Here is a 12,454-nt window from a genome sequence, read left to right as displayed (position 1 = left end):
CCGGCATCGCCGCACAAACCTGTAAAATATTGCGTTTTGATGACAGCCGCCCTCGGGCGGCTGTCGTTTAATGCGTATCCGCCTGATTCAGTAACTACCCGCGGCGCCCCCGCGCTTCGACAAGGAACATTCCATGTTCGGCCGATTCATGCCCACTGAGGGCAAGTTCTTCGAATACTTCAACCAGCATGCGGATTGCGCGGTGACCGCCGCCCGCGAGCTGGAAGTGCTGGTCAACGACCTGCCCAATGCCGAGGCCCACGCCCGCCGCGTGCAAGCCACGGAAAAGAAAGCCGATCGCATCACGCACGACACGATCGACCTGCTGCACAAGACATTCATCACGCCGCTGGACCGCGATGAGATCCACAAGCTCATCACCACCATGGACGACATCCTCGACCTGATGGAAGACGTGGCTGAAACCATCTCGCTGTACGACGTGACCAGCCTGACCGACGAGGCGCGCAAGCTGGCTTCGATCTGCGTGCAGTGTTGCGACCAGGTCAAGATCGCGGTCGGCCTGCTCGAGGACATGAGCAATGCCGGTGCCATCCTGAAGACGGCGCAGCAGATCGACCAGCTCGAGTCCGAGGCCGATCGCGTGATGCGCGCCGCCATGTCCAAGCTGTTCCGCGACGAAACGGACGTCAAGCGCCTGATCAAGCTGAAGGCGATCTACGAGCAGCTCGAAACCATTACCGACAAGTGCGAGGACGTCGCCAACATTCTCGAAGGCATCGTCCTGGAAAACGCCTGAGGCACAAATCGGCATGCAAACAATACAAATGAGCCTGTGGGTCATTGGCCTGCTGGTGGCTCTCGCCCTGCTGTTCGATTTCATGAACGGCTTTCACGATGCCGCCAACTCGATTGCCACGGTGGTGTCGACGGGCGTGCTCAAGCCGCACCACGCGGTGGCCATGGCGGCCATGTGCAACGTGGTGGCGATTTTCATCTTCCACCTGAAGGTGGCGGCAACCGTCGGCACTGGCACGATCGACGTCAACATCGTCGATCACTACGTGATCTTCGGTGCCCTGATGGGTGCCATTGCCTGGAACCTGATCACCTGGTACTACGGCATTCCCTCGTCGTCCTCGCACGCGCTGATCGGTGGCTTGGTTGGGGCTGCGGTGGCCAAGAGCGGCACCAGCGCCCTGGTGGGCGGCGGTCTTCTCAAGACCGTGGCTTTTATCGTCATTTCGCCGCTGCTGGGCTTCCTGCTCGGCTCGCTGATGATGGTGATCGTAGCCTGGACATTCTTCCGTACGCCGCCGTCGCGGGTCGATCGCTGGTTCCGCCGGCTGCAACTGATCTCGGCATCGCTGTACAGCCTGGGCCATGGCGGCAATGACGCGCAGAAGACCATCGGCATCATCTGGATGTTGCTGATCGCCAGCGGCCACGTGGCGCAGGGCGGTGCGGAACCGCCGATCTGGGTCATCGTTTCCTGCTACGTGGCGATCGGCATGGGTACCATGTTTGGCGGCTGGCGCATCGTGCGCACCATGGGCCAGAAGATCACCAAGCTCAAGCCGGTAGGCGGCTTTTGCGCGGAGACGGGCGGCGCCATCACGCTGTTCATCGCCTCGGCGCTGGGCGTGCCGGTATCGACCACCCATACCATCACCGGCGCCATCGTCGGCGTGGGCTCGGTGCAGAAGATGTCGGCGGTGCGCTGGGGCGTGGCCGGCAACATCGTCTGGGCCTGGGTGCTGACGATTCCCGCATCCGCCTTCATGGCCGCCATCGCATGGTGGATTGGCCGGCAGATCCTCTAAGCCTCCGGGCCATCGGATTCTCGTTCGACAAGCCAACAAAAAGCCAGGCGCAATGCCTGGCTTTTTGCTTGTTGGGAAGGCCGGAGCCGATGGCTATCGGTTGGCGAACGCGGCAATCGGATCGTCATCCACGGGGGCCGGGGGCGCAACGGAAGCTGGCGGTGCTGCTGGTGCCGCCGGAGGTGCGGCCGATGCCGGCGCCTGGTTGATGCCCGACGCAACCCGCCGCGCGCCGTTGTACCGGGAAGCCCAGTATGACTTGGTCATGTCTTCGAGCCGTACCGTGCCGCCGGTGGAGGGGGCGTGGACAAAGCGGTTCTGCCCGACATAGATGCCGACATGCGAATTGGCCCGGCCGGTGGTATTGAAGAAAACCAGGTCGCCCGAGGCCACCTGGCTGCGCTCCAGCGAGACGCCGCGGTCGCCCATGGCTTCGGTGGTGCGTGGCAGGTTGACGTTGGCGGCGCGCAGCACCACATAGCGGACCAGGCCGCTGCAGTCGAAGCCCGAGTCAGGCGTATTGCCGCCGTAGCGATAGGGCGTGCCCACCAGCGACATTGCCTGGATGGAGACTTCTTCCAGCCCGGCGCTGGGATCCACCATGGGGGTGCCTGCCGGACGCGGCTGGGCGCTATAGCGCCCAGGCGGCGTCGAGGCGCAGGCGGCGAGCAGCAATGCCGCCGCGCAAAGCAGGGGCAGGCGGGCAGTGTGGAAGACGTGGGCCGGGCTGGGCGCATGTTTTCCGGCAGGGGCTATCTGGCGCAGAGGCATCCTTCTCGGTTCGATCCCGGGCCAGGAGCCGTGGCGTGAGGGGAGCCGCCCGGCGAGGGGGCTGCCCTGGCGCCTTACCAGCGCAGTTGCGCGTTGTAGGTGCCCGTGCTCACGTTGACCGACTTGGCCTGTCCCTTATAAGTCGCTTCGATATTGTAGCTGCCTTGCGGGGCCTTGATCAGGCACTTGGGCCCGGAAGCGGTAAAGCTGGCCACTTCGTGGCCTTCGCGCGTCATCTTGACGGCTACGTCGGCAAGGAATTCGCCGCGCTCGCCCTGGGTAAACAGCAGGCCGATGTTGAAGTTCTTCTGCTGCGCGGCCAGTTGCTGTAGTTCGTCCGCTCCAATGCCGCCGCAGACGTAGCTGACGGGGCCCATGGTGCGGATCACCATTTCGTCGGCGGCGAGCGCGGGACCCGCAAGCAGCGAGGCCGCGGCAATCGCGACGCTGCTGGCCAGCGCGAGCCGCAACGGTGTGTGGTGCAGGTGGTTGTCCATCAATGTCTCCATCGATCCAACAAGCCGGGGGGCGGGGGGCAAAAAAAAGCGCCCGCCAAGCGCCGGCACGCGAGATGCCGAAATGGCGGGCGCTCCGGATGCCTTGATGCTAGGCCACGCCGGCAGGCAAATCTGCCGGTCGTGGTCCTACAAGGCATCCGACGGTTCCAGAGGTTGCGACGGCTTGGTCTTTGGCGACGATGCGCCCCTCCTTAAAGGACGTCCGCCGCATGGTCGGCCAGGCGCGAGCGCTCGCCGCGCGCCAGCGTCACATGGCCACTGTGGCTCCAGCCCTTGAACCGGTCGACCACGTAGGTAAGGCCGGACGATCCTTCGGTCAGGTAAGGCGTATCGATCTGCGCGATGTTGCCCAGGCAGATGATCTTGGTGCCGGGGCCGGCACGCGTTACCAGCGTCTTCATCTGCTTGGGCGTCAGGTTCTGGGCCTCATCGATGATGACGAACTTGTTGACGAAGGTGCGTCCGCGCATGAAGTTCATGCTCTTGACCTTGATGCGCGAGCGGATCAGTTCCTGGGTGGCGGCGCGGCCCCACTCGCCGGCGCTGTCGTCGCTCTTTTGCAGCACTTCCAGGTTGTCGTCGAAGGCACCCATCCAGGGCTGCATCTTTTCTTCCTCGGTGCCCGGCAGGAAGCCGATGTCTTCGCCGACCGGCACGGTGGCGCGGGTGACGATGATCTCGTTGTAGAGCTTCTGGTCGAGCACCTGCTCCAGGCCGGCAGCCAGCGCCAGCAGGGTCTTGCCGGTACCGGCCTGGCCCAGCAAGGTGACGAAGTCGATCTCCGGATGCATCAGAAGGTTGAGCGCGAAGTTCTGCTCGCGGTTGCGGGCGGTCACGCTCCACACATTGTTCTTGTGGTGCGTGTAGTCCTTGAGCGTTTGCAGCAGCGCGGTCTTGCCGTTGATCTCCTTGACCTGGGCGTACAGCGGCAGGCTGCCGTCGCTGGGTTCCAGGAAGACAAACTGGTTGACCAGGAAGGAGGGCACCAGCGGGCCCGTCAGGCGATAGAACATCGCGCCGGACTTCGGGTCCTGCCAGCTTTCCACCCCCTTGCCATGCTTGGCCCAGAAGTCGTTGGGCAGCAGCATCACGCCCGAGTACAGCAGGTCCTTGTCCTCGAGGACCTGGTCGTTGAAGTAATCCTCGGCGGGCAGGCCGAGCGCGCGCGCCTTGATGCGCATGTTGATGTCTTTCGACACCAGCACGACCTGGCGCTCCGGGAACTGCTGCTGCAGGGCGCTGACCACGCCCAGGATCTGGTTGTCCGCCTTGCCCTGCGGCAGGCCGTCGGGCAGCTTGATCTCATTGAGCCTGGTTTGCAGGAACAGCTTGCCCTGCGCGTCGCGGTTGCCCAGCTTGGCTAGCGGCAAGCCGTCGTCGAGCACGCCGTCGGTGCCGCCCACCAGCGCATCGAGCGTGCGGCTGACGGTGCGGGCGTTGCGCGCGACTTCGCTCATCCCCTTCTTGTGGTTGTCCAACTCCTCGAGCGTCATCATCGGCAGATAGACGTCGTGCTCTTCGAAGCGGAACAGCGAGGACGGGTCGTGCATCAACACATTGGTGTCCAGCACGAACAGCTTGCTGGGGCCGGTGTGTTTCTGCAGGCGACGGTTGGTCGTGCCGGGGGCCTTGGCGGGAGCCTTGGGCACGGCGGCCAGCGATGGCACGGACTTCAGCGCGGACGGCGGCGCATCCTTGGTGCGCGCTCGCGTCGAACCGCTGGCGCTGGCCACCACGGCCGGCGCATTCTCCGCTTTGCTAGTTCCGGTTTCCAGCAAGGCCACTCGCTCCAGCGCCGGCACAGGTTTCTTACCCTGCGACGCTGATTTGGCCTTAGTCAGCTTGGTCACCGGGGCGAATTCGCTCGGGTCAAGCAATTGGGCAGGCTTGGCGGGCATGGTCGGCAGCGGCATGCTAGGCTTTCCTTTCAGGGGGAGAAGACGGCTGGAAAACGGCGCAGGACACTGGCGCGGCCGCATGGCGCCGCGTACATGGGGATCGTGTCCTGTGCGTACAAAACACACAAACAAAAAAGCCGCCAACCTGGGTAGCAGGTTTGGCGGCTTTCTTTCGGACCGGAGACACGGCAGGTCCGCTACCGGCCTGTGGCAGGGTGCGCCTGGGCCGGGACGATGAAGCAGCGTGGCATCCGGATCTTGAACTCATTAAAGGCCAATGTATCCGAAGGTTTTCTCTTTTGCAATCGCTTGCCGAGAGGACTTTTGAAGGTGTTGCTGCGCCGCATTAAAGCGCCGGGCCGAATCACCGTGGATCACGCCCCGGATCAGAGTCCGCGCACGATTTCCAGCACCTCGTCGACGTGGTTGGGCACCTTGATGCCGCGCAGCGCATGGCGCAGGATGCCCTTGCCGTCGATGATGAAGGTGCTGCGCTCGATGCCGCGCACTTCCTTGCCATACATTTTCTTCATCTTGATGACATCGAACAGATGGCACACGGCTTCATCGCCATCGGAGATCAACTCGAAGGGCAGTTCCAGCTTGGCCTTGAAGTTCTCGTGCGACTTCAGGCTGTCGCGCGAGATGCCGAAGACCACCGTGCCCGCCTTGACGAAATCGTCATGCTGGTCGCGGAAGTTCATGGCTTCGGTGGTGCAGCCCGGGGTGTTGTCCTTGGGGTAGAAATACAGGACGACGGTCTTGCCACGCTGGGCGGCAAGGCTGAACGTGCCGCCGGTGGCGGGCGCGCTGAAATCGGGTACGGGCTGGCTGAGACTGGCTGTTGTCATTCTTATGGCTCCTGGGAGGGACAGGAAGGGGGTGGCTGCGTGAGTGCGGCCACCATGGTGGCGGCAGATGGGGGCGGGGTGGCCAACTTCAAGCGAGGCGTGTGCTTAACTTGCGCGAACCGGCCTCCCGGGCCGCCCGGGCGGGCTCAGGCAGGCTCCTCCAGCAGCAAGATGGCCGCCACTTTGCGCCCTTCAGCCATCAGGATGTTGTATGTGCGGCAGGCGGCCTGCAGATCCATGGCGTCCACCCCGACATGCAGGCGCGCCAGCGAGGCGGTCAGCCGGGGGTGTGGGAAGCGCAGGCGGCTGCCGGTGCCCAGCAGCACCACCTCGGGCGAGTGCGCCAGCAGGCTCTCGAAATGCGCGGGTTCCAGGTCTTCGAAGCGTTGCACCGGCCAGGGCCGGATCTCGCCTTCGGGCATGACCAGCACGGATTCCGTGTGGCGCACCATATTGATTTCGATATAGCCCGGGCCGTACGACGTTACCGTATTCAGGGCATTGGGCTGGTCAGCGTGGAGTTTCAAGGGCGAACCTTATCTGGCGCTGCCCTTCGCGGCGCGCGCGGCGACTCGGCCGGGGCAGCGCAGGGCGGGTTGAGAGCATTTTGGGGCAGGCGGGCCGGGCGGCTTTGCTGCGGCCCCGTGGTACCGGCGGCGTACGCTGCAATGCAAGAATCCCTGCCGAAGTCTGTCATAATCCGATAAATTATAGCTTTTGCCTCCCTGCCTGCCACGTTTTGCGTTGCAACGCAGCGCACAGGCTACCCGGGCCGCTCCATTTCCACCCAGATTCCCTAGATAGCCGCCGCTACCCGGTGGCGCTTGCCTCCTGCCAACATCGCCGTGAAACCGATCCAGAAATCCAACAAGCTCAACAATGTTTGCTATGACATCCGCGGCCCGGTGCTGGAGAAGGCCAAGCAGATGGAAGAGGAAGGCCACAAGATCATCAAGCTGAACATCGGCAACCTGGCCGTCTTCGGCTTCGATGCGCCGGAAGAGATCCAGCAGGACATGATGCGCAACCTGCCCAATTCGGCCGGGTATTCGGACTCCAAGGGCATTTTCGCCGCGCGCAAGGCGATCATGCACTACACGCAGCAGAAGAATATCGAGGGCGTGGGCCTGGACGACATCTACGTCGGCAACGGTGCCTCCGAGTTGATCGTGATGTCCATGAACGCGCTGCTCAACAGCGGCGACGAAGTGCTGGTGCCAGCGCCGGACTATCCGTTGTGGACCGCGGCGGTGAGCCTGTCGGGCGGCACCCCGGTGCACTATGTGTGCGACGAGGCTAACGAGTGGATGCCCGACCTGGACGATATCCGCGCCAAGATCACGCCGAATACCAAGGCCATCGTCGTCATCAACCCGAACAACCCCACCGGCGCGCTGTATTCGGATGAGCTGCTCAAGTCCATCGTGGCGATCGCGCGCGAACACGGCCTGATCATCTTTGCCGACGAGATCTACGACAAGGTGCTGTATGACGGCCATAGCCATACGTCCATCGCCGCGTTGTCGACCGATGTGCTGACCGTGACCTTCAACGGCCTGTCCAAGAACTACCGCTCGTGCGGCTACCGCGCCGGCTGGATGGTGGTGTCGGGCGACAAGCGGCCCGCGCTGGACTATATCGAGGGGCTGAACATGCTGTCCTCGATGCGTCTGTGCGCCAACGTGCCGGCCCAGTGGGCCATCCAGACCGCGCTGGGCGGCTACCAGAGCATCAATGACCTGGTGGGCGAAGGCGGGCGCCTGCGCCGCCAGCGCGATCTTGCCCATGAGCTGATCACGCAGATCCCGGGTGTCACCTGCGTCAAGCCCAAGGCCGCGCTGTACCTGTTCCCCAAGCTCGACCTGTCGATGTACCCGATCCAGGACGACCAGGAGTTCATTTATGAGCTGCTGCAGGAGTCCAAGGTGCTGCTGGTGCAGGGCACTGGCTTCAACTGGGGCAAGCCCGACCATTTCCGTATCGTGTTCCTGCCCCACGAGGAAGACCTGCGCGAGGCCATCAGCCGCGTCGGGCGCTTCCTCGAGACCTACCGCAAACGCCACGGCCGCGCGGCCTGAGCCGGCACGCTTGCGGCGCAATCCATTTTTCAGCAACTCAGAGTCAGATCGTCCATGAATCCCATCAAAGTAGGCCTGCTTGGCATCGGTACCGTCGGTAGCGGCACGTTCAATGTGCTGCAACGTAACCAGGAAGAAATCCGCCGCCGCGCCGGACGCGGCATCGAGATTGCCATGGTGGCCGACCTCAACACCGAGCGCGCCCGCGAGCTGACCGGTGGGCAGGTCGAGGTGGTGGCCGACGCCAACGAGGTCGTCACCCGCCCCGAGATCGACATCGTGATCGAGCTGATCGGCGGCTACGGCATCGCCCGCGAGCTGGTGCTCAAGGCCATCGAGAACGGCAAGCACGTGGTCACCGCCAACAAGGCGCTGCTGGCCGTGCATGGCAACGAGATCTTCGAAGCCGCGCGCAAGAAGGGCGTGATCGTCGCCTTCGAAGCCGCGGTGGCCGGTGGCATCCCCATCATCAAGGCGCTGCGCGAAGGCCTGACCGCCAACCGCATTGAATGGATCGCCGGCATCATCAACGGCACCACCAACTTCATCTTGTCGGAAATGCGCGACAAGGGCCTGGACTTCGACACCGTGCTCAAGCAAGCGCAAGCGCTGGGCTATGCCGAGGCCGATCCCACCTTCGACATCGAAGGCATCGACGCCGCGCACAAGATCACGTTGATGAGCTCGATCGCCTTCGGCATGCCGGTGCAGTTCGACAAGGCCTACGTGGAAGGCATCACCAAGCTGTCGGCCGTGGATATCCGCTATGCGGAAGAGCTGGGCTACCGCATCAAGCTGCTGGGCCTGACGCGCCGCCGCGAAAACGGCATCGAGCTGCGCGTGCACCCGACGCTGGTGCCGGCCAAGCGCCTGATCGCCAACGTGGAAGGCGCCATGAACGCCGTGCTGGTGCAAGGTGACGCCGTGGGCGCCACGCTGTACTACGGCAAGGGCGCTGGCGCCGAGCCGACCGCGTCGGCCGTGATCGCCGACCTGGTCGACGTGACCCGCCTGCACACCGCCGACCCCGAGCACCGCGTGCCGCATCTGGCGTTCCAGCCGGATGCGCTGTCGAGCGTGCCGGTGCTGCCGATCGAGGAAGTCACCAGCTCGTACTACCTGCGCATGCGCGTGGCGGACGAGACCGGCGTGCTGGCCGACATCACCCGCATCCTGGCTGATGCCGGCATCTCCATCGATGCCATGCTGCAGAAGGAATCGCGCGAAGGCGAGCCGCAGACCGACATCATCATGCTCTCGCACCTCACGCTCGAGAAGCAGGTCAACGCCGCCATCGCCAAGATCGAGGCGCTGCCGACCGTGCTGTCGGCCGTCACGCGCCTGCGCATGGAAGAACTGAACTGAACGCACCGATGAAATACCAGTCGACGCGCGGCCATGAGATGCCGCAAACCTTCTCCGAGATCCTGCTGGGCGGCCTGGCGCCGGACGGCGGCCTGTACCTGCCCCGGGAGTACCCGCAGGTCACGGCCGACGAGCTGGAAGCCTGGCGCAAGCTGTCATACGCCGATCTCGCCTTCGAAGTCCTGTCCCGCTTCTGCGACGACATCCCGGCCGAGGACCTGCGCGCCCTGACGCGCAAGACCTACACCGCCGAGGTGTACTGCAACGCCCGCCCCGGCGACAACACCGCCGACATCACCCCGCTGCGCACGCTGGGCGAAGAGGGCGGCACGCAGCTGCAGCTGCTGGGCCTGTCCAACGGCCCCACGCTGGCCTTCAAGGACATGGCCATGCAGTTGCTCGGCAACCTGTTCGAGTACGCGCTCGCGCGTGCCGGACAGGAGCTGAACATCCTGGGCGCTACCTCCGGCGATACCGGCAGCGCGGCGGAATACGCCATGCGGGGCAAGCGCGGCATTCGCGTGTTCATGCTCAGCCCGCACCGCAAGATGAGCGCGTTCCAGACCGCGCAGATGTTCAGCCTGCAAGACCCGAACATCTTCAACCTGGCGGTGGAAGGGGTGTTCGACGACTGCCAGGACATCGTCAAGGCGGTTTCCAACGACCTCGGCTACAAGGCTCGCCAGAAGATCGGCACGGTCAACTCGATCAACTGGGCGCGCGTGGTGGCCCAGGTGGTGTACTACTTCAAGGGCTGGCTGCTGGCGACCGACGGACCGGGCCAGAAGGTCTCGTTCTGCGTGCCGTCGGGCAATTTCGGCAACGTCTGCGCCGGCCATATCGCGCGCATGATGGGCCTGCCGATCGACAAGCTGGTGGTTGCCACCAACGAGAACGACGTGCTCGACGAGTTCTTCCGCACCGGTACCTACCGCGTGCGCAAGTCGGCCGAGACGTATCACACCTCCAGCCCGAGCATGGACATCTCGAAGGCGTCGAACTTCGAGCGCTTTGTCTTCGACCTGCTGGGCCGCGATGGCGACAAGCTGGCCAAGATGTTCCGCGAAGACGTCGACACCAAGGGCGGCTTCGACCTGTCCGGCACGCCGGAATTCGAGCGCATCCGCGCCTTCGGCTTTGTCTCGGGCCGCAGCACGCACGAAGATCGCCTCGCCACCATCCGCGACCTGGCAGAGCGCTACGGTATCACCATCGACACGCACACCGCCGATGGCATCAAGGTCGCGCGCGAGCATCTCACGCCCGGCGTGCCGATGCTGGTGCTGGAGACCGCGCTGCCGGCCAAGTTCGCCGATACCATCCGCGAGGCGCTTGGCCATGAGCCGGAGCGTCCGGCAGCCTTCGAAGGCATCGAAAACCTGCCGCAGCGCTTCGAGGTGATGCCGGCGGATGCCGACCGGATCAAGGCCTACATCGCCGGCCACACCGGCCTTTAAGCCCCGGCCGCTGCCGGCGGTGTTCCTGCCGGCAGCGCGCCAACTCGCTACAATCAGACTTGCCGAGCAGAAATCGCACGGCCCTCGCATTGCTCCGGATGTATCGGGGGCGGTACGCGGGCCGTTTCCCATGGGCGCTGCATGGTCATGGGTTTGCGGTCTGACACTGCCTACGCTGCTTACGCTGACTACGCTGTCTCACTTACCCGTTTTCCTCATGACCCAAGCCGCCGCGCCCGCCCATCCCCCAATGTTGACCATGGCTCAGGCCCTCGAAGCCCTGCTGGCTGGCGCCCGCCCGCTCGCCGAGGCAGAGCGCATCGCCACGCTCGATGCCAATGGCCGCGTGCTGGCCGCGCCGGTGTCGAGCACGCTGGACGTGCCGCCGGCTGACAACACCTCGATGGACGGCTACGCGGTGCGCAGCGCCGACCTGGCGGCGCCCGGCACCCGCCTGCGGGTGGCCCAGCGCATCCCCGCCGGCCATGTCGGCACGGCGCTGGCGGCCGGCACGGCGGCGCGCATCTTTACCGGTGGGCTGATTCCGCCGGGGGCCGACGCGGTGGTCATGCAGGAGCAGTGCGTGGCGCAGGATGAGGATGTGATCGTCAATCACATGCCGCAGCCGGGCGAGTGGATCCGCCGGGCCGGCGAGGACATCCGCGCCGGCAGCGTGATCCTGCCTGCCGGCACGCGGCTGACGCCGCAGGCGCTGGGTCTGGCGGCCTCGGTGGGGCAGGCGTCGCTGGACGTGGTGCGGCGCGTCAAGGTGGCTGTGTTCTTTACCGGCGACGAGCTCGCCATGCCGGGCGAGCCGCTCAAGCCGGGCGCCATCTACAACTCCAACCGATTCACGCTGCGCGGGCTGCTGGAAAACCTCGGCTGCGAGGTCAGCGATTTCGGCATCGTGCCCGACACCCTGGCTGCCACGCGAGACACCCTGCGCCGGGCCGCCCAGGGGCACGACCTGATCATCACCTCGGGCGGCGTCTCGGTGGGCGAGGAAGACCATATCAAACCGGCAGTCGAGGCCGAAGGCCGGCTCAACCTGTGGCAGATCGCTATCAAGCCGGGCAAGCCGCTGGCGTTCGGCGAGGTGGCGCGCGGTGAGCAGGCGCCGGCATTTTTCCTGGGGCTGCCGGGCAATCCGGTCTCGAGCTTCGTCACCTTCCTGCTGTTCGTGCGGCCTTTCATCCTGCGGCTGCAAGGCGTGCAGGACGTGATGCCGCGCCGGCTGCCGCTGCGTGCCGATTTCGACCTGCCCAAGGGCGACCGCCGCAACGAGTTCCTGCGCGTGCGCCTGAACCAGGCCGGCGGGCTAGACCTGTTCCCCAACCAGAGCTCGGGTGTGCTCACTTCCACGGTGTGGGGCGAGGGCCTGGTCGACAACCCGCCCAACCAGCCGATCGCGCGGGGCGATACCGTGCAGTTCATCGGCTTCGACGGCCTGCTGGCATGAGGAGCGAGACCGCCATGAACATCGAACTCCGTTTTTTTGCCAGCGTGCGCGAGCAGCTGGGCCTGGGGCAGGAGCGCGTCGCGGTGCCGGCCGAGGTGGCTACCGTGGCGGACCTGCGCCGTTGGCTCGGCGCCCGCGGCGGCGCCTGGGCCGAGGTGCTGGCCGAGGGCCGTGCCTTGCGCATGGCCGTGGACCATGAGGTGGCCAGTGCGGACAGCGTGCTGGCCGAGGGCTGCGAAGTGGCGTTTTTCCCCCCCGTGACCGGAGGCTGAG

Annotated in this window: 12 protein-coding genes; 7 read left to right on the top strand and 5 right to left on the bottom strand. The window is 64.9% G+C overall.

Annotation, left to right across the window (positions count from 1 at the left end):
- Positions 1–133: 133 nt before the first annotated feature.
- Positions 134–760: a DUF47 domain-containing protein gene (locus tag ACX12D_RS11500; protein ID WP_043347240.1), complete on the top strand. Its 627-nt coding sequence runs from the start codon at positions 134–136 to the stop codon at positions 758–760.
- Positions 761–773: 13 nt separating this feature from the next.
- Entirely contained in the window at positions 774–1,784 is a 1,011-nt protein-coding gene (locus tag ACX12D_RS11495) for an inorganic phosphate transporter (RefSeq protein ID WP_459371247.1), read from the top strand.
- 93 nt (positions 1,785–1,877) lie between these two features.
- On the opposite strand, the gene ACX12D_RS11490 is transcribed toward ACX12D_RS11495, so the two are convergent.
- The 5 genes from ACX12D_RS11490 to ACX12D_RS11470 all read right to left on the bottom strand — a co-directional run bounded on the left by ACX12D_RS11490 (position 1,878) and on the right by ACX12D_RS11470 (position 6,349).
- Positions 1,878–2,555, bottom strand: a complete 678-nt coding sequence (locus tag ACX12D_RS11490) for a C40 family peptidase (RefSeq protein ID WP_459371245.1) — start codon at positions 2,553–2,555, stop codon at positions 1,878–1,880.
- Between the two features lie 74 nt (positions 2,556–2,629).
- Positions 2,630–3,052: a hypothetical protein gene (locus ACX12D_RS11485; RefSeq protein WP_459371244.1), complete on the bottom strand. Its 423-nt coding sequence runs from the start codon at positions 3,050–3,052 to the stop codon at positions 2,630–2,632.
- 212 nt (positions 3,053–3,264) lie between these two features.
- Positions 3,265–4,986, bottom strand: coding sequence for a PhoH family protein (locus ACX12D_RS11480; protein ID WP_459371242.1), 1,722 nt, complete (start codon positions 4,984–4,986; stop codon positions 3,265–3,267).
- 371 nt (positions 4,987–5,357) lie between these two features.
- Positions 5,358–5,822 (bottom strand): peroxiredoxin, encoded by a 465-nt coding sequence (locus ACX12D_RS11475; RefSeq protein WP_150983651.1) that lies wholly within the window; start codon positions 5,820–5,822, stop codon positions 5,358–5,360.
- Between the two features lie 146 nt (positions 5,823–5,968).
- Positions 5,969–6,349 (bottom strand): Mth938-like domain-containing protein, encoded by a 381-nt coding sequence (locus ACX12D_RS11470; protein ID WP_441630077.1) that lies wholly within the window; start codon positions 6,347–6,349, stop codon positions 5,969–5,971.
- A gap of 318 nt (positions 6,350–6,667) precedes the next feature.
- Between ACX12D_RS11470 and ACX12D_RS11465 the strand changes: the two genes are divergently transcribed.
- The 5 genes from ACX12D_RS11465 (at position 6,668) to moaD (ending at position 12,453) form a co-directional block, all read left to right on the top strand.
- The gene (locus ACX12D_RS11465; protein ID WP_174427399.1) at positions 6,668–7,900 is read left to right on the top strand and encodes a pyridoxal phosphate-dependent aminotransferase; all 1,233 of its coding nucleotides are present in this window, start codon (positions 6,668–6,670) and stop codon (positions 7,898–7,900) included.
- 54 nt (positions 7,901–7,954) lie between these two features.
- The gene (locus ACX12D_RS11460) at positions 7,955–9,265 is read left to right on the top strand and encodes a homoserine dehydrogenase (RefSeq protein WP_267603511.1); all 1,311 of its coding nucleotides are present in this window, start codon (positions 7,955–7,957) and stop codon (positions 9,263–9,265) included.
- Between the two features lie 8 nt (positions 9,266–9,273).
- Positions 9,274–10,722, top strand: coding sequence for a threonine synthase (gene thrC / locus ACX12D_RS11455; protein WP_459371241.1), 1,449 nt, complete (start codon positions 9,274–9,276; stop codon positions 10,720–10,722).
- A 217-nt stretch (positions 10,723–10,939) separates the two neighbouring features.
- Positions 10,940–12,181, top strand: coding sequence for a molybdopterin molybdotransferase MoeA (locus ACX12D_RS11450; protein WP_459371239.1), 1,242 nt, complete (start codon positions 10,940–10,942; stop codon positions 12,179–12,181).
- Positions 12,182–12,195: 14 nt separating this feature from the next.
- Positions 12,196–12,453: a molybdopterin converting factor subunit 1 gene (gene moaD, locus ACX12D_RS11445; protein WP_459371238.1), complete on the top strand. Its 258-nt coding sequence runs from the start codon at positions 12,196–12,198 to the stop codon at positions 12,451–12,453.
- Position 12,454 lies beyond the last annotated feature (1 nt).

The organism is Cupriavidus sp. PET2-C1, assembly GCF_054515855.1.
The sequence above is the reverse complement of the archived record's forward strand: the minus strand, read 5'-3'. Positions and strand labels throughout refer to the sequence as shown.

Excerpts from the sequence above, each read along its gene's own strand:
- ACX12D_RS11500 (WP_043347240.1), top strand. The coding sequence starts at position 134 with ATGTTCGGCCGATTCATGCCCACTGAGGGCAAGTTCTTCGAATACTTC.
- ACX12D_RS11495 (WP_459371247.1), top strand. The coding sequence starts at position 774 with ATGCAAACAATACAAATGAGCCTGTGGGTCATTGGCCTGCTGGTGGCT.
- ACX12D_RS11490 (WP_459371245.1), bottom strand. The coding sequence starts at position 2,555 with ATGCCTCTGCGCCAGATAGCCCCTGCCGGAAAACATGCGCCCAGCCCG.
- ACX12D_RS11485 (WP_459371244.1), bottom strand. The coding sequence starts at position 3,052 with ATGGACAACCACCTGCACCACACACCGTTGCGGCTCGCGCTGGCCAGC.
- ACX12D_RS11480 (WP_459371242.1), bottom strand. The coding sequence starts at position 4,986 with ATGCCGCTGCCGACCATGCCCGCCAAGCCTGCCCAATTGCTTGACCCG.
- ACX12D_RS11475 (WP_150983651.1), bottom strand. The coding sequence starts at position 5,822 with ATGACAACAGCCAGTCTCAGCCAGCCCGTACCCGATTTCAGCGCGCCC.
- ACX12D_RS11460 (WP_267603511.1), top strand. The coding sequence starts at position 7,955 with ATGAATCCCATCAAAGTAGGCCTGCTTGGCATCGGTACCGTCGGTAGC.
- thrC (WP_459371241.1), top strand. The coding sequence starts at position 9,274 with ATGAAATACCAGTCGACGCGCGGCCATGAGATGCCGCAAACCTTCTCC.
- ACX12D_RS11450 (WP_459371239.1), top strand. The coding sequence starts at position 10,940 with ATGACCCAAGCCGCCGCGCCCGCCCATCCCCCAATGTTGACCATGGCT.
- moaD (WP_459371238.1), top strand. The coding sequence starts at position 12,196 with ATGAACATCGAACTCCGTTTTTTTGCCAGCGTGCGCGAGCAGCTGGGC.